This window comes from Paenibacillus sp. FSL M7-1414 (assembly GCF_038003195.1).
In the GTDB taxonomy this organism is placed as follows: domain Bacteria; phylum Bacillota; class Bacilli; order Paenibacillales; family Paenibacillaceae; genus Paenibacillus; species Paenibacillus amylolyticus.
In genome coordinates, this window is the sequence record NZ_JBBOOS010000002.1 from 1 (window position 1) to 23,805 (window position 23,805).

A 23,805-nucleotide genomic window follows, 5' to 3' on the forward strand; every position below is an offset into this window, starting at 1 on the left:
GAGCGGCCAGGCACTACCAGGAGCGCCCGACTGGTTCCCTGCTACACACCTGGCGTTTTAAATTCGCTTACCGCTAAATGGATATACGAAAACTTCTTTATACCTACAAAGCTTTTTTTCTGGTTCATTCTTGAAGTACCAGAATTTATCGACGGAATTCCAATCAGCCCCTGCTGACTTTAATTTATCTTTGATCTTGTATGTATCCCTAGTCGTAACAATATAAAATGTTGGTGGATCTATTCTGCTAATCTCTCCACTTTCTAAAAGCTTATCGAAGCTTTCTTTTTTTAATAGTACGGGAGTATCAATAAAAGCGTTTGGTGTGTAATAATTTAACGTTCGTATAGCACGAACCTCATTTTCATCTTCAGATACAACAAAGTACATATAGGCACTATCTTTTATAGTATAGTATTCAAACATGTTCTTCCTCCTTTACAGTTTGTTTCAGTATAAAGAAAAAGCAATTTTTCGAAAAGAAAAAAGACCACCTTCGAAAGATGGTCTTTAAAAAGCGATTAGCCATTTACCCCATGATTGAACGGTGAAATTGTTGTATTAGGTGGTGGTGTTGGAACAACAATGATACTAAAAAGCGTTACTGTTAAGAACATGGCCATTAATGTTTTTTTCATTTGTCAGGACTCCTTTTACAATAGTTTCATATCTTAGCTGTTGCTCTGTTGATGCTAGTTTTCGGACTTTCTCATACATTGCCGAATTTGTAATAAATTCCTTATACACATCCATATTAACCGCTATTGCTAGATATTCAAGAATGTAATTTATTGTATCATGGTAGGATTTTTGATTGAGTGTGTATATGGCTAGTTGGTTCAGTAGTTTAATGTAATACACGCGATTCCCGATATCCTCATAGCTTGCGAATGTCTCAAGATCGTTAGAGATATGATCGTTCAAAATATGATCAACATTCCAGTTGTTGAGGTTAGCCGCTTCCAATATGGTAATCAAACCAGGCAATATCTCTTCCTCGTCTGATTGAATAAAGGTGTGGTACTCTTCCAAAATTTCAAAATCACCGGCCAGTAGATCAATAGCGTAGGAGTTAGCTTTGGCAAAAATCTTAAACCGGCGAACTTCTTCTTGGCTTTCCGGATCTGGAGTATTGTACTGATCCAAGTTTTCATAATGTGATATGCAGGATCGTGCTTCTTCATACAGACCCTGCTTCTGGTACACGATAGATTCAGCCAGGTAACTATATCCTATGTAAAATACAAGCGGCCTTCTCATGGGCAACTGAAGTGGGGATATGTCTCCGTACTTTTGTTGGGTTTTATATAGATTCCCTGAGACTTTGTGCATGTGCCTTATGATTTTTTTTGCTTCTTCCCAATCATTCTGTTTGTAACATATACGAAATAATTCAAAAGCTTTATCTAGAACATGATTTTGATCTGACAGTAAGAAAACTTCTTCATTTTCTTGCAATGTAATCCCTCCATATCTAACATATTCATGGAGTCAAAGGTGTGAGACCCGGCATTTTTTGTCCCCATATTATTACAAATATATACAAAAATTAACTATCGGTCAATTCCAAATAATCAAATACCTTTGCGATAAAGGTAAATGTGAACGGGATGTGTATATTTGGTAACATACATCCATGAGGGAGTGAGCCAGCTATGTTAAATGAAAAAATCATTGTGCGGGTCAGCGATCATGTACCTGGATATGAAGGACAGACCGTGGGTGTTGCCCGGCAAGGTGACATTTTTATTTTTCGAAGTCCGATCGGTAATTTAAGTGATGCTGAGTATCTTACATGCTATAAGCTTAGTAGAAGTGACTTTGTAGAGCCGTTCAAACGTTCTACAGAGCGCCAATGGATTGAACAGGAAGAACGGTACCGATTATACTTCAACGGACTTGCAGAACGGTTTATGCCTATTATAGAAGCCTACTGGCAAGAGGATGGGGCAGATGTAGAACTATATTGGACTGTTATGGAAAAACAAGGTATAGAAAGCCACTGCTCGGATCTGATGCTCTTTAATCAGTATCTATGGCGTAAAGCCAGGGAGCTGGAAGAGAATGAATCGGCAAATTTTAGGCGAATTGATCAGGTTTATGAGATGATCAAGGGCATTAGTAAGATATTTGAGGTTAGAGCCGGACACAGCACAATAGAAACAGACTCTATATATTTCAAAACAGACGATTCTATTTTCTGGCATGGGTGCTTATAAGAGAAATGCACATTCAAAATACAAAGAAGCCCACCGCTTCATAAATACAGAGGTGAGCTTCTTTGTATTTTGTGTCCCTAAAGGTATATCTTTAGGGACTACTTAAAACAACACGTTCTTCTTTCCTTAAAGGTATTGTTTTTCGTTTTAAAACGTTTATTATGTGTTAAACACCTTTTTAAACTTTTGGAGGACAAGATGAGAACATTCACGAGAGAATACGGATACGCCAGAGTATCAACAAAGGATCAAAACGAAGACCGGCAGTTAACTGTACTACGTGACCAGGGAATTCAAGATGAATACATTTTTGTGGACAAGGCCAGCGGCAAAAATTTTGATCGGCCAGAATATCAGTTATTGAAGCGAGTCATGCGTGAGGGAGATACGCTCTTTGTAAAATCAATTAACCGTTTTGGCCGCAACAAACAAGAGATATTGAGAGAGTGGCAATGGCTGATCGATGCGAAAATCCATGTTGTAGTGATCGATATCCCAATTCTCGATACGCGCAAGTACCAGGAGTTGGAGGGAATCGGGCAGCTTATTATGGATCTTGTGCTTCAGATACTTAGCTGGCTTGCTGAAGAGGAACGTAATGGCATTAAGCAAGCACAGGCTGAAGGTATTGCTGAAGCCAAGAAAAAAGGGAAGCACTTGGGGCGGCCACAAATAAATTTGAATACTCTTACACCGGCGCAAAGGAACACCCTGGATACCGACTATCCTCTATGGAAAAATAATGAGCTTTCGGCTGTAGAATTTATGAAAAGATTAGATCTGAAGAAGAACACCTTTTACAAGGTTATGAAGGAGTTTGAAACTCATTGAAGGCTAATGTTCGTCTTTTAAAGCAATTTGGATCCCAGGGAAGCTCCTGCAGCGGATCTTTTTCAGAGCAATACCCGAACGTTAAAGTTGTGGCCAACTAAAAAAAAGAGCCAGGAACCGAATATGAGGGCATAAAGTCTTTTTTCATGTAGAAACGTGGAACGTATGCATATGAGAGAGGGTAACAAAACACCGATCACACTGAACTATTATGAATTCTGCACTATATGAATATTTCACAATAGTATCTTTATGACGCGATCGCCTACATACATCGTGCACTCCATGTCTATGCTCTCCCTTTGTTCAAACAGACAGTCTTGCGCGGCGGCTCCATAGCGCCCACCGGCGCAGCTCACACACCCAGGACGGCCACGGCCGTCCTTTTGTTCGTCTGGACGTATCGAGCAGCCAGGCACGTACCGGGAGCGCCCACGAGCTGAAGCCCGAGCGACCGGCACGCGGCTGCTCTCCCCGATCCGGACGAGAGCAGCATAAAAAAAAGACAACCCTTGTGGGCTGCCTTCAGTCAATCGCTATGAGATTTCTTGTACTCACTTAATTCTTCAATTAGTTTTTCCAGTCCTTCAGGACTTAACGTTACTGTTCCATTACCAAATGCAAAGGTGTGATTAGCTTTTGTTGATTCTCCTGTAACTAAACAGGGTTCCAGATTGTCGTATTTTTCAATGATGATCCTCTCACCATCACTGAATACTTCAAGCATCTGTTTTTCCCCTAAATGCAGCTCTTTGCGAAGCTGCTTCGGAAGAACAAATCTCCCTATCTCGTCAAGACTCCGGATATACTTCTTCTTTTGCAAACCATCCTCCCCCTGCCCAAGTTAGATTCTGTTTACGTTAGCTTTAATTTGTTCAATCTTCTGCTTCAGCTCCTTCACTTGCTTATCATCTTTTTTGTTTTGAGCAACATTGATTTTATTGGTGAGTTCCTTGATTCGTTGATTACTGGACTTGAACTGAGTAACTTTCTCTTTCATTTCGGGATCATCCCCGGCTAATTGAGTAGCTTCTTGAATCAGTCCTGACCAGAGATAAGAAATCAAAAGCTGGTTTTTCCTTCTGTCGGCCAACTCACTATCTGTCATATCAATATCCTTTGCTAAACCGATTACAGTATCATATTTAGCTGTCATATAAGCAACTTCATAATTAACCGGTGCAGCGTCAGGGTATTGTGCCTGTAACTCCTTTAGCTTGGCCGTTTCTTTGTTCTCGATCATTTTCATTACCACTGTATCGGCTTGGCTTGGATCAAGCTGCATAAGCTTTTCATAAAGCCCTTCTTTTTCGTATAGAAGTATCATTTGTTTCTTTTCGGCTTCAGCCAGATTTTCATATCCGACTGTATCCAATATTTTTAAAGCTTCTTCATTTTCGCCGTTCATGATTTTACGGTAAACATCGGCTACCTGATCTGAGTTCAGCGCTGGAATCTCTTGCGTCTGCTGTACCTCGGGATTTTCTGAAGATGCTGCATTCGCGTCTGGATTAGGCGGTGTGAGTGTATTCGCTAAAAGAATTACGGCCGCTACACCTACTGATCCCAAGTAAAAATATTTGGAACTGAAGAAGCCTTGTTTTTCTTCCTGATCGCCTTTCTTCTTAACAGGTCGAACCAGATCATTTTTGGATCGCAAGCCGCGGTTCGACTTCTCCACAAATTCAGATGAAGTTGCGGCAGTTAACTTTCCGTTAGCCTTGGCCTTACGAATTTCCTTGCGTCTTTCAAAAAATTTCATTTGCTTTAGGCTTTCCTCATACTCGCGGCGAATCTCTTCCTGGCGTTCTACGTTTACAATGGTTTCTTCCAAAACCCTTTCAACTTCCTGGACTGAAGAAGCTCGAAGCACCTGTTCCGCAAACCTGATTACTTTATCCCTTTGGTCTATAAAATCAATTAGACGGGGTTTACCCAAAACCCTGTAAAGTGTAGTTAAGGATAGCAAAATTACTTCTTTGAGTCCATCCAACGTAGGAGGGGTGCTGTAAAGCCTATGCCCATCAAATTCAAAGACTAGAGCCTTAATTTTGCTATCTGTCAGATCTACGAAAAGATTATTTTTATCCCACAAAATTGCTGTATTAGGATTGTTTTTAGCTAATTCAATGAAAGATCGGAAGTAGTAAATTTGGTCTTCAAAATACAACTGTCGCAAGTAGAAAAAAGATTTCATGTCTTCTAAAAAGTAAGTGAACACCACGCGGTTAGTCACAAGTGTTATATCATGAGCAAAAAGATAATTTTTGAAGGCTGCCAACGATATTCCCTTTTGCTTATAGACCGTTTCTAATTCATCCAGGCTATCAAAATCGGTATACGAAAGCGGTATGCTGTAGTGGACTTCATTACCAACCACTTCAATTTCACCATATTTATTAACAGTAGATTGCATACTATCATTCACTCCTTTCACTGTATTTTAAGATCGTTTTTCAACTTGTCTTTGTTGAATGGGTTAACTGACTCCTGATCCTTCTCTTCCAGATCCGTACCACTTACAAAAAATCCGTCCCTAATTAGCTGTACCTGGTTCTCATTGGTTTTCACAAAATGCAATGTGTATTTCTTAGGCTCTTTACTTGCATACTTGCCAGGTATTTTATATGTCATGGGTATTGTCAGTTCACTGACATTGATATTTTCATAGTAGACTTCAGTTGCTTCATCTGTTAGCAAACTAAACCGCGATGCGCTTAACTCAAGAATGTCATCCTCGTTCCGTTCTGTGCCGCTTATGCGTGTTACACGGGACTGGGAATGTATTGCTATAGAGTTTTTTATTTTATCGCTCATTTCGTCATGGAGGCCGTCAAGTTCGGCTGTTGTATGAGCTGTGCGCCCATGAAACTCGGTTATTACAGCAACATATTGTTGTGCCATTTTTTTTGCCTGGTCAATGTCTTCGTTCCTGAACACAGCTTCCCTTTCCGGCTCCTGTGCCGGTTCCTGTTCCTGTACCTGTTCACCACCACCTATAGGATTAGTTACAGGTGGTTCTTCCTTGCTACAGCCCGACAAAACGATCATGAACGCGGCTGCCAAAAGAATAAGTTTTTTCATCCGGATCACTCCTTTTATTTACGTTTCAGAACCATCATTTTAACTGCCGACTTAGCCCCTGAAGCCACAGATCGAGCCGATCCAGTACTGAATCCCCATTGTCCTAATATGCCTGGGAGAGTCAACGAGAGGATAAAAAATGCTGCACCCATAAATAGGTGATACGTATCCCCGAAGTAAGAAGGCGGTATAAGGAATTGATTTAAACCGACTGCAATTGCAATAAGCTGTAAGGCTAATGTGACGAATGCAATAATGAAGTTTTTGAGCCAGAAATCGAAGAAGTTGTACGTGTCATTTATTTTTGTTGCAATCGCAATTGGACCAGCAATATACAAAATGGCTACAAACGCCGTGCGATAAAAGAGTTGTAACATTAAAACAATAAGCAGGATACCGATTACTAAAATGACGATAATTGAAAACAATCCTGGCCCCATCAAAATGTTAGTAACCATGTTCAATATCATATCTTCGCTGCTGATCGTGTCGATAATCTCATGCATCATTAGCTCTTGCGCGTGCAAGATCCATTCAATAATAGAGTCATAGACAAAGAGGAAAAATGCACTGACTACAATTGAAACTATTTTCTCATTCCAGACGGTTGCGCTATCCTCAGCATCACCCATCCGTAAACTCACAATTTTAGCAGCATTAAAGGCAATAAATATCGCCAAGACAATTTTCGATAGTGCGAAAATTCCGTCCTTGTAAGCTTCATATGACGAGTTTCCGACAATATCTGTTGGAGATATGACCGTCTTCTTCATTAAATCTTTGATAAAATCCATAGCCGAGACACCCGAGTCTAAGGCTATTTTATAAACGTGACAAGATACATCAAATCGTCCACAGCTTACTGTACGTTCATCTGGATCGTATTTTTTAATGAAGTCTTTATAACTCTCCGGAGCGTTCTCAAAAAATGCTTCGTACTGATCGTAATAATCTCCTTCATCGGCAAAACTAACCGTTGGGAATATCGTTATTGCCAAAGTTATGAGTAGAACGAAACTTATTAACCATTTCGTTTTTTTCATCGTCCTCCTGACCTCCCAATAAAGAAAATTAGGAACAGGACAACAAAAACAGCAACACTCCACTTTAATGTGATCCGATACCTTAGTTCTCTAATTTCGTCCTCAGTCATTTCGGTTTTATACTCTAAATAAAATTCACGCTTCGCCTTTTCTACTGGCTGCTCATAAATTTTGGTTAATAGCTTGAAAAGTTTATCCAGGGCAGCGAGAGTATTACGGGACAGCTTCAGCAATTTCGCCCTTTGGCTTGGAGATAGTTTCATTCCCCATCCCTCGCCTTCGACTTCGTAGCATTTTCTAGGGCTTCTTTCGCTTGTCGTTTCAGCTCATCGTCACTACTGTCACCTGTTAGAGTAATATCTACATCATTTACCTTCCATTCCCCATTCTCTTTAACCCAAGCAGAGTACATGGAGAACGTTTGAATGTAATCATCGGTTGGGCTATTTGACCCACCTAATTCATATTGCAGACGAACCGTTGCATAGGATTCTGCTTGATCGTCTCGCTCCTTAACCTTCTTCGTGTACAACTGCTTTATTTCAACATTTTTTAGTCCATTATCTTCAGACATGTGTACGTCTTCATGATCTTTTTCCCGATTATCTTCTCTAGCAAAACGATCGGCAGCAGCCTTCGATAAAAACTCTTGATGCTTCCCCTGTGCATACGCACGTACAAAGTCTTCAGAGCGCTGATTGAGGGCTTCAACATCCTGGTATCCGGCAATGGTCTGCCGCGCTTTGTGCAGCGCTGTGTATTGGTTAAATCCCCATCCGAGTGACAACGCAAGACCAACACCCAAAAGGAGCATTATCCAACCTTTTTTCATATCTATTCATCCCCTCTATCCATAGAGTCGTCAGCTCCTTCGTCCTCGCTCCTGCCAATGCTTTCAAGGAAAGGCCACGGATCTTCTCTTGTACCGTATATTTCCCCTCTTTGAATTTCAAAGTGTAAATGTGGCCCCGTAACACGTCCGGTTTTTCCACATGTTCCAATCTGTTCACCTTTAGTGATGTTTTGATTTACGCTAACGAATACCGCGGTCATATGGCCGTACAAAGTAAACATGTTGCCGTGATTTATAATGATATGATGGCCGTAATTACCGCCGCCCGACTTCACAGCAACCGCTATCGTACCGTTGTCTACTGCATAGATTGGATCACCGATGCTACAAGCAAGGTCTGTTCCCTTGTGCATGGTGGACGGCTTCCCCGTTACAGGATGTGTCCGCATACCATATGGCGAAGTGACGACCATAGGAGGGGTTACAGGATACGCATAGTCTCCAGTGACAAAATATTCACAGTTTGCCGACAAACCGCCAAAACCATTAACTATCCGCGTTACAGTTGGAATCCAGTGAGCATTAAGGTTATTCGGATCATTTTTTGCACCGACTGGAGCGTACTTGTTACCTACTTGCTCAATCGTTACTAATCCCTGAGAGATATACAGCCTATACAAATTTGCAGCCATGAATTCAATGCCTTCATCCAAGCTTCTGAAGGTCATTAGTCCACTTCCATCGGGTCTCATGAGTCCACCAGGGTTGTTCTTGTTCTTCACGGCTGGTGATTTCCCGTATGACGTTTCGTGCATAGCAATGGACATTAGCAAAACCGGATCAATGTTATTGTTTGTAGCAGCTTCGATAAACACATTTTGTTTCCCTGTAAAGACTCCTAAATCAGCGAATTTCTCGTCAATGTATGCCATGTTTAATTCGCCAGGCGTACAGAGCAAAGGTCCAGATCCACCTGGCCCAGATCCGCCGCTGTTATCATCCACGATAGCGGCCATGATCGCCGCTATGATTGCCACCACGCCTGCTACAAGCGCTATAATCAAAATGTAGTACCTTGCTTTGTAAAGTAGAGCCTGTTTTAAAAAATCGTTCATTAGATGATCACTTCACTAAAGGGCTTCCGGTCGAACCATAGCTGTTTCTCTACGTCTGTCAGTACGACTTGCAGCCTAATTTTTTTAGAACCAACAAAGTACAGCCCCTTACCGGCTTCTTCTTCCTTACGACCTTCCACAACCGTTATGGCCGTCTTTTCTTCTTCCGAAAATTGCATGTTCATTTCACGTTCTAAGAAGTCAACTTCAGTATCAGCCATCGGCAGATAGAATCTTTGGGTCGCCTGGTTAATAACGGCTTCCCCGTAATTTCGTTGATCGTCTCTAGCCGATAAAAAGTCCTTGATAGATTGACTGGCCGGTGTAATGCCGCAGTTAAAGGATCGCAGCATTTTCATAGCCGTGTACAAATATTCCATTGCCAGAGGAACCTTTGGATCGGCAATGATATGAGCTTCGTCAATATAAAGTTGTGATTCTGATTTATCACCGTTCACCACTTCATATTGAATATGAGATAAAAGCAGGAAGTACACAACACGCTGCAACTTTGGTTTGTGCTGAAGCTCTAAAATGTCAAAGTCACACAATGGATTCGTGATATCTACGTTCGTATGACCGTTCAGGATTTTCGCAAAAAGTCCTTCGGAATACGCATATAGAATAGTGTGGAAATCAGAAATTTTCGTGAATTCTTCTTCACCTTTTTCCTTCTTCTCTGAAAGGAAATCATACAAATCACGCATAATCGGAAAGTCTGTTTTTTTAAGTTTCCCTACGTTTGTTCGCTCGTTGATGTTAAAGTTCTCGTACAGCTCTATGAGATATTTGGAAAGTATATCTTCCTGAAGATCATTCATGTCTGGATACATAAGCTTAAACATGGTTAACAGGGTACTTATTTTAGCAAGCAATGGATTCCCTTCAGACATCCCCTGTCTTTCCATTTCTTTTTGTGCATCGACGCTGATCGCCGGTATGTCGAAGGGGTTAATTATGCTCCCACCATTAAAGGAGAATTTAACCCACTCACCGCCGAGACTTTTATAAATCGCCCCGAACTCTCCCTTGGGATCAATTGTCCGGATGATGTTGCCAAGCATCCATTTACGCATCATGTTAGCGAAAAGGGTACTTGATTTACCGGTTCCTGACATACCTATCAAAAACTCATGTTTATTGTGCAGCTTGGAATCATCTACGATTACGACATTACCGGTTGTTATATTGCGTCCCTTAATAATCCCATGTTGATCAAAAATTTCGTTTTCATGAAACGGAAAAAAGAAACTTACTGCTTCGGCGTTCATTGGCCGATACGTCAAGTCATAGACCTTGTTATGACCAATTGGAAGAAAGCTATCAAAAGCATCTTTGAGCTTGGTCATAGGCGTTACGGTTTTTGCAAATGGCCCGACTACGGATTTAACCAATTGCGTCAGTGTATCAAGTTGTTTGTTATCCGCTGCAACAATGTGAATGAGCATTTGGAACATGTACATCCGTTCATTTTTGTAACTGAGCTGATTGAGCGTCATACGGGCACTATCAATCTGTGCTTCAGCTTCAGCTTTACCAGCATCGTTTACATACTTAGAATCAGCCTTTTGCCGGTTCTGACGTATGCTTTCAGATAACTGCTTTCGAACCTCGGCCGAATCATATTCCGTCAAAAACTGCACCACACTGATGTTCTCGCTAAGATCGTTCAAGTTCATAATGTGTTCCTGGTTCAATATAGCGCTGTATTCAACAGCAACTAGAGTACGTGTGAAGTTAGCACCTGCACGTACAAATGATTCTTCTTCTTCGATAGAATCCGGCGATAACATATTTAATATGTTTTCATTGAAGCCGATATAAGAAGACTCTAATGTCTCCTTTTTCTTTTTGGAGAATATGCCCATGTTCGCTCTCCTTTTCTTACATGATGTGATCTGTCTTCATCTGCTGCCAGCTTCCACTCATTTCTTCGTAAGTCCGTTCACCCACAGTTAACGGGGAGAATAGAGCTGTTTTAAAGCTGAAATTCACTTGTGCATTTTCATAATCGATGCAAGCAAACATTAAGTGAAAGAGTTCTTCATTATCCAAGACTTTCGTTTTCAGCTCGTAACGTCCACCAAGCATATTTTCTATTTGAGTGCTTACGATCTTAACGTCTCGTTCCAGTTCATCAAGCACCTTTTTGCGATTCATAGAATTAAATGGACGTGCCAATATCACGTACCTATTCCGCGAAACCATGTTTTTGCTTTTCTGTATATCGTCAACATATTTTAAATAGCTCTTCGCAAGAATTGCCTTTGGATAAGATTCCTCTTTGGCTGTTTGATCATCAATATAACGGCCATAATTTGTGAGGTTTATCGGTTGAGCAATTTGGCTCACCTGAAGAGGTAACATGGTTCGTGGTAAATCATTCAAAAATGTTTCATAAGCCTGAAAAATCTTCGTTTTTTCTTTCTTATTCAGCAGTGACAAGTTAACACTGGATACCCGAATGACTTTCACGAACCGATTATCGGTTGTTTCATAGCATTCAGAGTACACATTCTTTATGCCAAGCTGCTCCCGTATATCTTTCGATGCATTCTTTTTTTGTTTACTGCTCATGAAATCACCTTTCGTATAGACAAATAATTTTTGCCGTCTATTGAACTGGATTCTCCATATCACGCGGTGAGTGAAGAAGTTTATATTTTTGCGATCCGGGTGATGGAGGGTGAGGATGAGTAAGAATGTGCCCCAAGGTGATAAACAAATTAGAAGCAATTGTGCGCTAAATGAGTAGCCAGCATGAACTAGATACCACAACACCAGAAATCCTATAGCCATTAATGGCAAAGAGATAAGTATATCCCGGTACTTGATTAAGGAGAGGATGTATTTTTTCGTATCTACATTGAGAGGAAGTTCAATCTTCCCTTCCTCCCTTAAACGGTCTCTACGCTCTACTGCTGACTGATTGTCAAAAATCACATAATCAGCCCCTTAAATTAAAGATTGCTTTGGAAATAGTCCACAATCTGTTTTGCGAGAACAAATACAATCAATCCGATAATGCAAGAGATCAAACCTTTTTTGAATCTAGGTTGATTCTCTTCCCCACCAAATGCAGCCATCAAACCACAAACCAAAATACCGATTGTAAATAGTGTGATGAAGGTTTTGGTGATATCACCAAACAATGTATTGAACAACCCTTGTAACGACTCGAACATTAAGTATTCCTCCCTTAGTGTTAGCATTTTCCCTTCTAATAGGAATTTTACAAGACTTCCTATAAGTCGAGTATTGGACGATACTCCCAACTGGCATTAGCCCCTATTTACCATATAATCCCTCCCGTTTGAATCTGATTAGACTTTATCAGATTAATTTAATTTTGTAAAGAAGGGATTGCCCTATTTTAAGGCAATCCCTATGTGGAAATATTCCTAGTTATTTGTTCAGCGACTAGATTTAAGTAAAATCTGTATGTTCTATTGGTACTTTTCGCCTTGTTATCCAGGACTTTCTTCACGCTTTTACTGAGAATTAGGTTTAAAAACGCCTTTTCGCTTATTTCGAACGAGTCAATGTTAATTTCCTCATTCAAAATATAATGGGAAAAAAGGCTGCTTACTGTCATTGCATTTTCTTCAGCATATGACATGATTTTTTCCTTCGTACCCTGGTCGAGAGTAATTTCAATATGACCTTTTGGACTGTCTTTCTCGTCCGGATCGTCTTGGTCTATTCTAAACTTGTCCTGGTTGTGTAGGAAATAGTCGGAAATAAGCAACCCGAAAAAAACTCGCCTTGAATACCCATGTCTTTCAATGCCTTCTAGTTTAGCCTGTACTTGCTCGCTAATTGTTGATGCAGTAGAAACAGATGTTGTTATCTCACTAGACAATGAATCAACGAACCTTTTATCATAAGAATTTTTAAGGATTTCTGCCAATGCCAAAGAAATTATATTACGTTTACTGGTTCCCATTTTCTTAGCAGCCAACGCAATTATTTCTTCAGCATTTTTATTCAATGCTAGATTTAGTTTGGGACTAGCCAAAGTATCCCCACCTTAGTTCATTGAGAAAATGTCATTTTCTTTGTATCCATCTTTTGCTATAATGCTAGTAAAGTTTAAATAGATTCACTCGTTATCTAAAGATAACATTTCAATAAGCATTTTAAAACAAAAAAATCCCCTATCTGCTCCACACTATGCTATAAACGGTCACTTGTTTGGCGACGAGAGAACCGTTTATAACATCCCAGGCGAAAGCTTGATAGAGGATTTCTTCTATTTGGCTACATTTATATTGGTATTATACCATGAAAATAGCCCTATAGTAAAGGAATTCCTCTGTTTTGCCCAACCCTGTTTTATGGAGTATATTTGGGCAATAACGGAGGTTTTTTATTTATGTCAGAACAACAACCGAGAAAATTATTACGTTGCACAATCAAAGAAGAATACGTTGAACTAACTGGTGATGCTGTATCCGCTGCACTCTTGAATCAGATGATTTTTTGGCAAGAAGTCATTAACAAATCCGATTCTGAAAAGTTAGCAGAAATTGAAGTGCTGGAACGGATCGGTGACCATGACAAAGCAAATAAAATGCGATCCCAATTACGAGGAGGTTGGTTCTGGAAGTCTGCTCAGGAACTAAGTGACGAAATAATGTTTTCCACAAGACCCACTGTTGCTAGAAAACTAAAAGCACTTGTGGATAACGGAATTATCGAAAGCAGAAAGAATGATAAGAAGAAATTTGACCATACAAATCATTACCGCGTAAATCTATCTTTTATTCAGCGTGAGTTAGACAAACTCGGTTTCTCGTTGGAAGGATACACATTATCACGCCCATCTCAAAATGAGGATTTACCGATTGCTCAAAATGAGCAATCGAAAGAAACGCCGAAAGTACCGATTGCTCAAAATGAGCAATCGAAAGTTCATTATGAGCAATCGGCTGCTTATAATGAGCAATCGGCTACTCACTCTGAGCAATCAATCAGTAGGTTTACTTCTTTAGGTTTACTATCATTAGAGTTTGAGGAAGAAGAGGTATACACCGGACGCGATCCACTTATCCACATGTTGATAAACGTAAGCCAAACAAAAGCACCTACTATCCGACATGAAGCTTTCCTCCAAAACTTAACAATGTACAACATAAAAAATGAAATGGGACTCCAGGTTGTCGAGTATATGAAAACACAGCAGCAAGATATAAATAATTACACTTGTGACGCTATTGATCGGACGTTTGCCGAATTTGTTAAAAGATCCAAAACTAACGACAAGGTTAAAGTATTCCCTCGCTGGTTTGCTACTACGATTGCTAACAAGCAATTTGAAGTGGATCAAGATGATGCACGTGCCGATGAAGCTAGACGTGAAGAAGAGAGATTTCAACGGAGATTAGAGCGTTATAAAAATAGTAGTCACCAATTGGCTGCCGCTACTTCAGAGATGCATTAAAGAATGTGATTTCATTCAAATTGAATGCAATATGAATCATATGTGAGTTGCTATGATCCGAATGTGACAGAATTCATTCAATTTGAATCGAATATGAATCACTTTTGAATGTGAATGGAATTAGCGTTGTTCTTTCCCTGCATTTTATAACAGCCTGAAATAGCCTAGGATTCTTTTTATTTATCTAACCAATCCAAACCTATCAATCAGCATTTAAAGCGCTCCTGAAAGCCTGTGGAAGCTCTCTGAGGATGCAACAGGTGACCGGCACGCAGAAACCGATCCGAGTAGCTTACACACTCAAGACGTGGGCATCCGTTTGTCAGTCGAAGAATAGAGCAGCCAGGCACACCAGGAGCGCCCCACGAGCTGAAGCCCAAGTGCCCGGCACGCGGCTGCTCTTTCCGATCCGGACGAGATCCGTACAGCTCCATAGCGCCCATCGGCGCAACTCACACACCCAGGCGGCCACGGCCGCCCTTTTGTTCGTCTCCTGAAGAGACAGCAGCCAGGTACGTACCAGGAGCGCCCACGAGCTGAAGTCCTGGCGACCGGCACGCCGCTGCTCCCTCCGATCCGGACGAGATCCGCGCAGCTCCATAGCGCCCACCGGCGCAGCTCACACACCCAGGACGGCCACGGCCGTCCTTTTGTTCGTCTCCGGAAGTATCGAGCAGCCAGGCACGTACCAGGAGCGCCCACCGGCTGAAGCACGAGCGCCCGGCGCGCGCCGCTCCCTCTGATCCGGGCAAGATCAATTTAAATTTGGTTAACTATTAGATTCTTATAAACAATAGAGTTAACCCAGTTAACTCAAGTTAACCAATAAAATCAAAGGGGACTATTCTAAAAAATGAGCATAAATACTGCTGCTGAGCGAGGTGGTTATTTTTGTTCCTACGAAAAAAAGAACTTCCACTTGGATCTTCAGACTTTAATTTTCTGAATCCCTATCACATTAAAGTTAACTATTCTCTTCAGTAATTTCAGTAGGTTAACTCAGTTATTCGTAGTTAACTACTAGAAATTTAATCCTTTTGATGATTGTATGCTTTAGTGAATTAGTTAACTTTATGGATCTTTATTATCAATAGGTTAACCTAGTTAACTTGGGTTAACCAATTGATTTTCATGATATCTAATAGCTGAAGCCCAAGCGCCCGGTGCGCGCGCTCTCTCCGATCCGGACGAGATCCGCGCAGCTCCATAGCGCCCACCGGCGCAGCTCACACACCCAGGCGGCCACGGCCACCCTTTTGTTCTTCTCCAGAAGAAACAGCAGCCAGGCACGTACCATGAGCGCCCACGAGCTGAAGCCCAAGCGCCCGGCACGCCGCTGCTCTCTTCGATCCGGACGAGATCCGCGCAGCTCCATAGCGCCCACCGGCGCAGCTCACACCACCCAGGACGGCCACGGCCGCCCTTTTGTTCGTCTCCGGATGTATCGAGCAGCCAGGCACACCATGAGCGCCCACGAGCTGAACTCCTGGCGACCGGCACGCCGCTACTCTCTCCGATCCAGACGACTAAAGCGAACATAAAAAAAGAGGATGGTTTGGTTTCCCAATCCATCCTCTTTTTTTATAGATTTGTTTTGTCTATCATTCCGTAAATATCATCATTAGAATTTTTAGACGTTTCAGGTTTACTGATTTCATTTTCTGTCGGATTTTCTGCAACGACTTCAGGTTCATTTTTAGCAGAAGGAGCAGCTTCACTGAGTGGAATTGAGATAGTAGGAACGTTTTTCAGTCCAGATAAAATTGAACGCAATTCGTCAGCTATTGGTTTCTGGAAAAGAGCCTTTTGAATATCGTGTGCCGTAACATCACGATAACCGAACTGTTCAATCATATGTCTCACTAAACTAGTGATTGAGTTTTGAACATTAGATTGAGCATTCACCCAATCATTCAATTGGTCGGTGTCGGGCAATTTACCAATACGCCATGAAACAAGTTCTCTTCTATTTTTATCATTCATTCGTTATGCAACTCCTGGAAAGAACACTTTAGTATGCAAAATTTCAAGACCATCCAAGTTCATATCAATTGCAAATTCTTCCGGAATCCAGAGGATCATGCATTTTACATCCTGAGAAAATTCGGTCAGGCTTGGGTAGAGATCTTCTTCGAAAGTGATGCTTCCCCCTCCAAAAACCATCATAAAATCAATATCTCCACCTATGATGCTGTATCGTTCTTGCACATCTTCTAATATCTTGTTTGATTCACCATATTGAGCTTCTGACATGAATTTTTGAGCCAGGTCATGATAATTATTTTGACTATCTTGCATGATTTCATCAAAGCGTTGACGATTGATTTTGAGGTGACCATTAAGCTCTGATTCAAGCAATTTTCCTGCTTCTTCTGCGGCATGTCCTACGCCACGTTTTTCACCGTGACAGTTTTGTAATACAGGGTTTACTCCGCGGCTATGAATGTACTCAGTCGTTCCTGAACCAATATCAATTCCCAATCCTTTTAAAGACAGAAAATCTCTTTGAGTCATGCTATTACGTTTCGGATCGTCTTTATACAGTTCACGGAATTTTCTTAAAATCGTATCCTTCGCTTCGATCAAGGCGTATAACGCTGGAATTCCTTCTTGTGTAATTTTGGCGTTTGTATATTTGATTGTAACCGTAACAGACTGAGAACCTACATATACTATGACGACATGTACAATAGGAGATTCATCTTTTCCGGTGAAGCGTTCTTCAAATTCTTTTGCTATCTCTGAAGTATATTCAGACGCAGGGATTGCACCTGTCAATGTTCCCTGAACATCAATTTTTTCAGGCAACTTTTTATTTTTTTTGTAATATTCTTTTACTGATTGTGCAGCAGTCAAAGACAAATTCATGATGACTGGAATGTCATGTTTTGATTTTTTTCCGATCTTAATATTCATGTTTTCGGATTTTAAAGCATCAAGATTTGCGTGTTGTCCGACTGAGAAAAATCCTGATCTTTTTAATGAAGGGCTTACTATATTTACACTTAGTTCCTCTAACAAATTTGCAACGTTTTTTTCGATATCTGTTTCTGATGCTGGTTCAGGACTGTGAAGCCTTTTAATGACAGATGGTTGTTCAATTCGAACTCCATTGATTCGCATTTTTGTTTTTGAGTTACCAAAATCCGTTATCACTCTTAATTTCAACTAAATCACTCCTTAAGTATAAGTTTACATTCAAATTCAATTCACAAGGCATTCAAATACCATTCATAAATCTATTATAACTGATATTGAATGTAATATCAATTCAATTTGAATATTTAATGAATTCATTTTGCATTCAAATTTTAGATTTTATTGACGAAAAAGACGGAATGTTGTCAAAATGAATCCCAAATGAATTCAATTTGAAAACATTTGGGATTATTTAAGGGGAAAAGGTTGCTTTTTGTTTTATCGTGACAACTCCAAGTCATTTCTTGTCTTTTCTTGCTTCTGGCTTTTATCATTTTCCTTTTCTTTTTGTAGATTATTTTGGTTATTTTGATTCAATCCTTGCTTCAATGTTTTTTCCATTTCGTCATAACGGTCAATCTCTTGACGATACTTTTCAGGATTTTTTTGTATGTTGTTTATAGCAGAACGTAATGTTTTTGTTTGGGTATTATCAATCTTTTTATCGATCAGCTTTTCAAGTTTTTCAAGCTTTTCGTAATGCATTTTATAAAGACGTGGATTGTTTTCAAGTTTGGATTTAAGCAACTCAATTTTGTTCTTTGTATCAGCCAATTTTAATACAAACCTACGTGGTTCTCGCTTTAAATTATCAATAGCTAAAGTAATTTCTTTTCTTTGTGCTTTTACAATGCTGCTGTTCAGTTTAACTTCAACTTTACTCAACTTTTGAAGTTCATTTTTGTTTTTTTCTGGATCTTTATTTAACCTCTCTTTGAGCGAATCTAAATTGTGCCGAGCAGCTAACAAACTTTTTAATGACTGTGTTTCATCTTTTGTTGTTGAATGTTCTACTTTACTCACGGTGTGGTTTTTATCATTCAGATCCGGACGGATCGGGACGACCTTATTATCGGCAGAAGGTTGAACATTCTGATTTTCATTTTGTTGTTGTTTTCTCAGGGATCTGCTTTTTTGTTTATTCGCAAGTTCTTCAAGTATCTCAATAACTTGGTTATTTAAATGATCTCTTGCGTCCATTATCTATACCTCCCTAGTTATAAAAAAATATCGAAAATTTAATCATTATTCCTCCGGTACTTTTCTGGTGTATTTTTCGAAATAAAGTCAGAGAAAATTTTAAATAACTCTTCTCTTTTCTCAATAGATAAGTGTTCAATTCCAAAATATTTTTCGGCTAATGCTCCTGTTTGGATCAACCGATTAGCACGCTGCTTTCTTTCTTTTTCTGATGCTAATCTAACTATTCTGTTCTTTCGTTCTTCAAGTTGTTCAATCTTTTTATCAATATCAGAAATTGGTGTTTTCTTTATTTCGTTTTCATGTTCCATATCAATTGGCAGGGTTCGAACCGGACGCACTATAGTTATTTTGGCTGTTGCTTGGATTCTGATCTAGGCGACTTCCGGAATCATTATTGTTGAATGAAGCTTTAGCTTCTTGCTTAAACTTATCAATAAGTGCCTTTGCTTGTTCGATATCTTCTACTTCCCATGAATCCATCAAATACTCCCCAATGTCTTTCTGAGCTTGCTCGATTATTTTCTTCTGCTTCTCGCGTAACTCTTTAATCTGTTCCTCTAATTTCTGTACTTGTCCGAGTTTGCTTTTTTTCGCCACTTTGTTTTCCTCCTTTAAGTAATTACGGTGTTTAATGCATTAATTTTACCGTAATTTAGGCGAAAAGTCTACTAAAATGTGGGAAAGTGTGGTATACTAGATCACATGAACGAAGTAAGAGTGCCCATTTATACCCCTGCTTCGCAGGGAATGGGTCTCGCCTTCGCTCGAATTCATTCACTTCCCGTGAATGACCTTTCCGTTGGAAAGGAGTTTGCTTGCAGCAAATAACCCGCAGGGGCTTGGAAGGAGGTGGGCATGTATGGGGTACTTTTACTTTAGCTCGCAGATATTAAACCGTATGAATCATTCCGCTGTTGCGGCCGCAGCTTATCGCAGCGGAGAACCTTTATATTCTGAACGCGATGGTTTGACTAAAAATTACGGTGAAAGAACTGTTGCACCTGAATGCTTCATCCTGGCTCCGAAGAATGCGCCAGATTGGGTCAATAATCGTGAACGTTTATGGAATGAAGTCGAAAAAATTGAAAAGCAGAAGAATGCACAAATAGCCAGAGAAATTCGTCTTGCTCTTCCAAACGATCTGAACAACGATGATCAAAAGGAATTGCTCCTTCAATTTTGCAAAGAGAATTTTTCAGATGAAGGAATGGTTGCTGATATTGCAATTCACAGAGATAAGGAGAACAATCCCCATGCTCATGTCATGCTCACCATGCGTCCTTTTAATGAAGATGGTTCCTGGGGAAATAAACGTCAGAAAGTTGATAAAGAAGTTAACGGGGTGATGAAGAAAGTAAGTGTACATTTGACTAACTGGAATGAAAAAGAAACGCTCGTTCAATGGAGGAAGAATTATGCGGATCTAATTAATGAGAAATTAAAGGATCGTGGAATCGAAGATCGAGTTAGTCACGAAAGTTACAAAAATCAAGGATTGGATCGTGTACCTGGAATCAGACTGGAGCGTACAGCTTTCCAGTATGAAACTAGAGTGAAAGAGCAAGCGATCAGAAACAATGTTCCTTATGAACCAGTTACTTACTATGGAAAAATTAACGAAGAAATTAAACTGATTAACTCCGAATTAGATAAGCTGAAAGATTTGAAAAAGCAACAAGTTGTTTCTCTTTCTGAATATAAAAATGAAAAATCCCTTGCTGAACAACTTAATGTTATTCGATCTAGTCGAAAGCTGAATGATGGAGAGAAAACAGCTCTATCTATGGTGGCACAAAGATCTAAAAGTTATGTGGATTATATCATTGCAAAACAAGTTAAAGATGAAATCGAAAATGGAAACTGGAATAAGAAAATTGAAAGTGAAAAAGTTAAAATCACTTCCGAAAAGAACTTGCTTAATAAGGCATTCAAAGCATTTCAAGACGATCCGAAGCAAGTATTGAAATATGGCTTCACTCCTTCTAAATTTATGGATCAAATGAAGGAAAAGGTTTCCCATATCAAAACGCTAGAACAAAAAAATATGGAAGACTTATCTAAGTTGAAAATGCTTTTAGACAAAGCTGATCAAGCTTTAGATATTCAAAGTGATTTTACTCGAAAAGAATTTTCAGTTTTGTATCAGTCCACCAATAATTATTCTGTCGATGAAATGTATCATGCAGTTCAATATTTCAAAGAGACAAACAAATTACTACGCGAAGATGAAGTATCTTCTTATGCTGTTTCCAAATATAAAGAGCATGAAAAAAATACTCCTTCTTTAGCTGAACAAACTCGAAATATTTCGAAGAGTGTTTTCATTTTAGACAGAGCGATACAGAAACAAATGAAAGAACGGTTAAGTGCTTTAAAAGAACAAAACTTTGATCTTGTCTATGAAGCGAATAAAAAGATTGAACAATTCACATTACAAAAAGAACGACATGAAAAAGATTTAGCTGGAAACGTTCAATTGCTTCGAGTCAATTTACAAAATCATTATTCTGATTCAATCGATCACATTACAAATGCTGAAGTCTTACTACGCCTTCAGGATCGTCAAGTCAATGGAATGAGTTCCGGACGAGTTGACCAGGATCTAAGTATGATTCATCAACAAATCACAAAAGAGATTAATGATAAACCTATGGACAATTCATTTACTCCTGATCAACAAGTCGAACACCAATATTCTCAAAGTGTTGCTTCGGGGTTGTTCCAGGCATTGGAGCAGGCGCAGCGTGCGAATGAAAACAAAAAACATGAAAAAGATCCTACTGAAAAGAAACAGCGAAGAAGATACAGAGGTCAGGAACTGGATCATTAAGGAGGATGTATGGACTTTAAAAAGAAAGCATGGAAACCCATTTTTGCTAGTTTCCTTTTGAGTATATTATTTTCTTACTTACTGATGGTCGGCTTTTATATAATTGGTCCTGGCGGTGACTTGACTCAATTAGTTCTGCAACCGATAAAAGTTATTTCGTTTGTTTATTCTCAGGAAAACTTGAAGGTAATTTTTTCTTTAATTCCGGTTGTAATCTTAGGGGCACTTCTCTATTCCATGAGAACTTCTATCCTTCTTCCTAAACTTAAAGACGCAAGTGACCTTGGTTTGCATGGTACAGCCAAATGGGGAGTTCCTTCCGATTATGTAAATGGGAAAATATACTCCAAAAAAAATTCATACACCAAAGATTCACTGAGTCCTTTTAAAATGGAACCCGGCATTATTTTAGGTAAAATTCCTAACAGGAAAGAACTAATCATTATGCCTAAAGATACTGTTGTTGACAACCGAAATGTTTTGATAATTGGTTCTTCAGGATCGGGTAAAGGCCAGGCATATGTTTTTCCCAACATGTTGAATCATGTCAATGAAACAATCATTGTAACTGACCCAAAAGGCGAAATTTATGAAGCCACTCATCAACTTAAAAGAGATCAAGGATACAAGGTTTTTCAAATTGACTTTGTGAAGTTTTCCGAAGAAGTTGGTTACAATCCTCTCGATTATGTAAAGGACGATGAGGATGCCAGAGCCGTTGCCAATACGATAGCTTCCAATGCTGTTGATGATGGAAAACGTGATTTTTGGAGTGAATCGGCAATTGCTTACTTTGCAGCAATCATCCTTTATATCAAAATTGAACATGGCAAGGCTGCAACGATGACCCATGTGGTGCAGTTCACGGCTAAGGCTGGTAAGGACGAGGAATATCTTGATAATTTACTTGAGGAAATGCCAACGGATCACCCAGCTTATGATATGTTCACTTTGGCTAATATGAGTGCAGGAAATACCAGAACGGGAATTATGTCCACGTTAGGGCAGCAGATCGGAATTTTCGCAATGCGTAAAATTGCGAAATTTACAGCTAAAAGTACGTTTAATTTCCGTGATATGCAAAAGGAAAAAACTATTTTGTACGTTAAGGTTCGGATGAAGAGTAATCCGTTTAAACAGCTCACAGCTACCTTCTTTGAACAGATGATTGATACGTTTTACGATGTGGCTGATGAAAACCATTCAAGGCTGCCGATTGATACCATTTGTCTGTTCGATGAATTTGCGAACATAGGGAAAATTGGTGGATACACCAATACGCTTGCTACATGTCGTGGCTTGGGGATGTCACTGCACACGGTAATTCAGGATCTTGGACAATTAGAAGATAAACGAATGTATGGGCCTGATTTAGCCCGTTCGATCGTGAATAACCATGATGCTACTTTGTTTTTACGAACTAAAGATACTAAGACTGCTAAATATTTTAGTGAACTGGCCGGTGAAACCACTATTGAACATAAGCAAAAAAGCACTTCAATAGGAGAAAAGAATGCTTCCAAAAGTGTATCAGTACAGCATGTTAAGCGTCCTTTAATCACCCAGGGTGAATTGCTTAATGTAAGCCCGTCAATTTGTTATCTTTTCGTCAGCGGCTGCAATCCTTTAAAACTAGAAAAGTCCTATCAGTTTAAAATTTACGGTGAATTCCTTTTTGGAAAAGACCGTAAGCCTAACTACGAACGTTCTTCCAGAGAACAGTTTTTGAAATATTTAGGCATTAGCTCTGCAAACCATATTGAGAAGCTTCCAGAAGCCGATACAGCCATCGAACCAGAAGTACCGGGATTAGAAGATGCGGATTATGATGAAGCCTTAGAAGCCGAAATGCTGGCCTTAGAAGAGGAAATGGAAAAGATTCCTGAAGAAGAAGACGTACCGTTTGCGGAAGAAGACGAATTTGAGGACGGAGAAGGTATCTCAACAGAAGAACTAAGCATGTTGTTAGGTAATCTTGACCCAATCGATCAAACACCGGTAGAACCATTTGAAGAAGCTCCTATTGCTGCTGAAGCAACAGATGATGGAATTACCGATGAAGATGTACAGGCGGCCTTTAGAGAGCTAGAGGATGCGTTAAACGGCATTGGTGACGACGATCCTGACGCTGAAGCTTTAATGGAAGTGATTAAGGAGCTTACGGATGAAGCGGCTGCTGTTCAGGAAGAAACGGATGAGGATAAAGAGAAAAAGGAACTGGACGATTCAGACGACTTACCAATGTGATAAATGGAGGAATGCACA

Annotated in this window: 24 protein-coding genes; 5 read left to right on the forward strand and 19 right to left on the reverse strand. The window is 39.8% G+C overall.

Translation table 11 applies throughout. The features are described from left to right. Window positions 1-57: 57 nt before the first annotated feature. Together MHH92_RS30355 and MHH92_RS30360 are read right to left on the reverse strand one after the other, a co-directional pair. A complete protein-coding gene (locus MHH92_RS30355; RefSeq protein WP_340907831.1) occupies window positions 58-426 on the reverse strand; it encodes a hypothetical protein in 369 nt (122 codons plus the stop codon). Between the two features lie 165 nt (window positions 427-591). Beyond that, a complete protein-coding gene (locus MHH92_RS30360; RefSeq protein ID WP_340907832.1) occupies window positions 592-1,458 on the reverse strand; it encodes a DNA-binding protein in 867 nt (288 codons plus the stop codon). Between the two features lie 197 nt (window positions 1,459-1,655). On the opposite strand from MHH92_RS30360, the gene MHH92_RS30365 reads away from it, so the two are divergent. Further along, window positions 1,656-2,219, forward strand: a complete 564-nt coding sequence (locus MHH92_RS30365; protein ID WP_340907834.1) for a hypothetical protein — start codon at window positions 1,656-1,658, stop codon at window positions 2,217-2,219. 198 nt (window positions 2,220-2,417) lie between these two features. Further along, window positions 2,418-3,050: a recombinase family protein gene (locus MHH92_RS30370; protein WP_175399298.1), complete on the forward strand. Its 633-nt coding sequence runs from the start codon at window positions 2,418-2,420 to the stop codon at window positions 3,048-3,050. A gap of 529 nt (window positions 3,051-3,579) precedes the next feature. On the opposite strand, the gene MHH92_RS30375 is transcribed toward MHH92_RS30370, so the two are convergent. The 10 genes from MHH92_RS30375 to MHH92_RS30420 all read right to left on the reverse strand — a co-directional run bounded on the left by MHH92_RS30375 (window position 3,580) and on the right by MHH92_RS30420 (window position 13,103). Next, the gene (locus MHH92_RS30375; RefSeq protein WP_063568346.1) at window positions 3,580-3,873 is read right to left on the reverse strand and encodes an AbrB/MazE/SpoVT family DNA-binding domain-containing protein; all 294 of its coding nucleotides are present in this window, start codon (window positions 3,871-3,873) and stop codon (window positions 3,580-3,582) included. A gap of 21 nt (window positions 3,874-3,894) precedes the next feature. Beyond that, entirely contained in the window at window positions 3,895-5,466 is a 1,572-nt protein-coding gene (locus MHH92_RS30380; protein WP_340907837.1) for a hypothetical protein, read from the reverse strand. A 17-nt stretch (window positions 5,467-5,483) separates the two neighbouring features. Then, window positions 5,484-6,134 carry a hypothetical protein gene (locus MHH92_RS30385; RefSeq protein WP_340907838.1) on the reverse strand — a complete coding sequence of 217 codons (651 nt, stop codon included), beginning with the start codon at window positions 6,132-6,134 and terminating at the stop codon, window positions 5,484-5,486. Window positions 6,135-6,148: 14 nt separating this feature from the next. Next, complete coding sequence (locus tag MHH92_RS30390) at window positions 6,149-7,177, reverse strand: conjugal transfer protein TrbL family protein (RefSeq protein ID WP_340907839.1); 1,029 nt, start codon at window positions 7,175-7,177, stop codon at window positions 6,149-6,151. Window positions 7,178-7,436: 259 nt separating this feature from the next. Further along, window positions 7,437-8,009 carry a hypothetical protein gene (locus MHH92_RS30395; RefSeq protein ID WP_340907841.1) on the reverse strand — a complete coding sequence of 191 codons (573 nt, stop codon included), beginning with the start codon at window positions 8,007-8,009 and terminating at the stop codon, window positions 7,437-7,439. A 2-nt stretch (window positions 8,010-8,011) separates the two neighbouring features. Further along, complete coding sequence (locus tag MHH92_RS30400; protein WP_340907842.1) at window positions 8,012-9,085, reverse strand: M23 family metallopeptidase; 1,074 nt, start codon at window positions 9,083-9,085, stop codon at window positions 8,012-8,014. Further along, window positions 9,085-10,953, reverse strand: a complete 1,869-nt coding sequence (locus tag MHH92_RS30405; protein ID WP_340907843.1) for a VirB4 family type IV secretion system protein — start codon at window positions 10,951-10,953, stop codon at window positions 9,085-9,087. Before MHH92_RS30405 ends, MHH92_RS30400 begins: the two co-directional genes overlap by 1 nt. Before the next feature lie 16 nt (window positions 10,954-10,969). Next, window positions 10,970-12,028 carry a hypothetical protein gene (locus MHH92_RS30410; protein WP_340907844.1) on the reverse strand — a complete coding sequence of 353 codons (1,059 nt, stop codon included), beginning with the start codon at window positions 12,026-12,028 and terminating at the stop codon, window positions 10,970-10,972. A gap of 17 nt (window positions 12,029-12,045) precedes the next feature. Further along, window positions 12,046-12,270: a TrbC/VirB2 family protein gene (locus MHH92_RS30415; RefSeq protein ID WP_063568337.1), complete on the reverse strand. Its 225-nt coding sequence runs from the start codon at window positions 12,268-12,270 to the stop codon at window positions 12,046-12,048. A gap of 200 nt (window positions 12,271-12,470) precedes the next feature. Next, window positions 12,471-13,103, reverse strand: coding sequence for a hypothetical protein (locus MHH92_RS30420; RefSeq protein ID WP_340907845.1), 633 nt, complete (start codon window positions 13,101-13,103; stop codon window positions 12,471-12,473). A gap of 357 nt (window positions 13,104-13,460) precedes the next feature. Here MHH92_RS30420 and MHH92_RS30425 point away from each other — a divergent pair, with 357 nt between their 5' ends. Continuing rightward, window positions 13,461-14,528, forward strand: coding sequence for a hypothetical protein (locus MHH92_RS30425; protein WP_340907846.1), 1,068 nt, complete (start codon window positions 13,461-13,463; stop codon window positions 14,526-14,528). A gap of 452 nt (window positions 14,529-14,980) precedes the next feature. On the opposite strand, the gene MHH92_RS30430 is transcribed toward MHH92_RS30425, so the two are convergent. The 7 genes from MHH92_RS30430 to MHH92_RS30460 all read right to left on the reverse strand — a co-directional run bounded on the left by MHH92_RS30430 (window position 14,981) and on the right by MHH92_RS30460 (window position 19,307). After that, complete coding sequence (locus MHH92_RS30430; RefSeq protein ID WP_340907847.1) at window positions 14,981-15,151, reverse strand: hypothetical protein; 171 nt, start codon at window positions 15,149-15,151, stop codon at window positions 14,981-14,983. A gap of 603 nt (window positions 15,152-15,754) precedes the next feature. Further along, on the reverse strand, window positions 15,755-15,943 hold the full coding sequence (locus MHH92_RS30435) for a hypothetical protein (RefSeq protein WP_340907848.1): 189 nt from the start codon (window positions 15,941-15,943) through the stop codon (window positions 15,755-15,757). 166 nt (window positions 15,944-16,109) lie between these two features. Next, entirely contained in the window at window positions 16,110-16,511 is a 402-nt protein-coding gene (locus MHH92_RS30440; RefSeq protein ID WP_340907849.1) for a hypothetical protein, read from the reverse strand. Window positions 16,512-16,514: 3 nt separating this feature from the next. Continuing rightward, window positions 16,515-17,696, reverse strand: coding sequence for a ParM/StbA family protein (locus MHH92_RS30445; protein ID WP_063568289.1), 1,182 nt, complete (start codon window positions 17,694-17,696; stop codon window positions 16,515-16,517). A 249-nt stretch (window positions 17,697-17,945) separates the two neighbouring features. Further along, window positions 17,946-18,707 carry a hypothetical protein gene (locus tag MHH92_RS30450; RefSeq protein WP_340907850.1) on the reverse strand — a complete coding sequence of 254 codons (762 nt, stop codon included), beginning with the start codon at window positions 18,705-18,707 and terminating at the stop codon, window positions 17,946-17,948. Window positions 18,708-18,745: 38 nt separating this feature from the next. Beyond that, window positions 18,746-19,018: a hypothetical protein gene (locus MHH92_RS30455; protein WP_340907851.1), complete on the reverse strand. Its 273-nt coding sequence runs from the start codon at window positions 19,016-19,018 to the stop codon at window positions 18,746-18,748. Between the two features lies 1 nt (window position 19,019). Then, complete coding sequence (locus MHH92_RS30460) at window positions 19,020-19,307, reverse strand: hypothetical protein (RefSeq protein ID WP_340907852.1); 288 nt, start codon at window positions 19,305-19,307, stop codon at window positions 19,020-19,022. Between the two features lie 262 nt (window positions 19,308-19,569). Between MHH92_RS30460 and mobQ the strand changes: the two genes are divergently transcribed. Both mobQ and MHH92_RS30470 read left to right on the forward strand, forming a co-directional pair. Then, window positions 19,570-21,540, forward strand: a complete 1,971-nt coding sequence (gene mobQ / locus MHH92_RS30465; protein ID WP_340907853.1) for a MobQ family relaxase — start codon at window positions 19,570-19,572, stop codon at window positions 21,538-21,540. Between the two features lie 9 nt (window positions 21,541-21,549). Beyond that, complete coding sequence (locus MHH92_RS30470) at window positions 21,550-23,787, forward strand: VirD4-like conjugal transfer protein, CD1115 family (RefSeq protein ID WP_340907855.1); 2,238 nt, start codon at window positions 21,550-21,552, stop codon at window positions 23,785-23,787. Window positions 23,788-23,805 lie beyond the last annotated feature (18 nt).

Coding starts and splice junctions, on each gene's coding strand:
- MHH92_RS30355 (WP_340907831.1), bottom strand. CDS start 426: ATGTTTGAATACTATACTATAAAAGATAGTGCCTATATGTACTTTGTT.
- MHH92_RS30365 (WP_340907834.1), top strand. CDS start 1,656: ATGTTAAATGAAAAAATCATTGTGCGGGTCAGCGATCATGTACCTGGA.
- MHH92_RS30370 (WP_175399298.1), top strand. CDS start 2,418: ATGAGAACATTCACGAGAGAATACGGATACGCCAGAGTATCAACAAAG.
- MHH92_RS30380 (WP_340907837.1), bottom strand. CDS start 5,466: ATGCAATCTACTGTTAATAAATATGGTGAAATTGAAGTGGTTGGTAAT.
- MHH92_RS30385 (WP_340907838.1), bottom strand. CDS start 6,134: ATGAAAAAACTTATTCTTTTGGCAGCCGCGTTCATGATCGTTTTGTCG.
- MHH92_RS30390 (WP_340907839.1), bottom strand. CDS start 7,177: ATGAAAAAAACGAAATGGTTAATAAGTTTCGTTCTACTCATAACTTTG.
- MHH92_RS30395 (WP_340907841.1), bottom strand. CDS start 8,009: ATGAAAAAAGGTTGGATAATGCTCCTTTTGGGTGTTGGTCTTGCGTTG.
- MHH92_RS30400 (WP_340907842.1), bottom strand. CDS start 9,085: ATGAACGATTTTTTAAAACAGGCTCTACTTTACAAAGCAAGGTACTAC.
- MHH92_RS30405 (WP_340907843.1), bottom strand. CDS start 10,953: ATGGGCATATTCTCCAAAAAGAAAAAGGAGACATTAGAGTCTTCTTAT.
- MHH92_RS30415 (WP_063568337.1), bottom strand. CDS start 12,270: ATGTTCGAGTCGTTACAAGGGTTGTTCAATACATTGTTTGGTGATATC.
- MHH92_RS30425 (WP_340907846.1), top strand. CDS start 13,461: ATGTCAGAACAACAACCGAGAAAATTATTACGTTGCACAATCAAAGAA.
- MHH92_RS30440 (WP_340907849.1), bottom strand. CDS start 16,511: ATGAATGATAAAAATAGAAGAGAACTTGTTTCATGGCGTATTGGTAAA.
- MHH92_RS30450 (WP_340907850.1), bottom strand. CDS start 18,707: ATGGACGCAAGAGATCATTTAAATAACCAAGTTATTGAGATACTTGAA.
- MHH92_RS30455 (WP_340907851.1), bottom strand. CDS start 19,018: ATGGAACATGAAAACGAAATAAAGAAAACACCAATTTCTGATATTGAT.
- mobQ (WP_340907853.1), top strand. CDS start 19,570: ATGGGGTACTTTTACTTTAGCTCGCAGATATTAAACCGTATGAATCAT.
- MHH92_RS30470 (WP_340907855.1), top strand. CDS start 21,550: ATGGACTTTAAAAAGAAAGCATGGAAACCCATTTTTGCTAGTTTCCTT.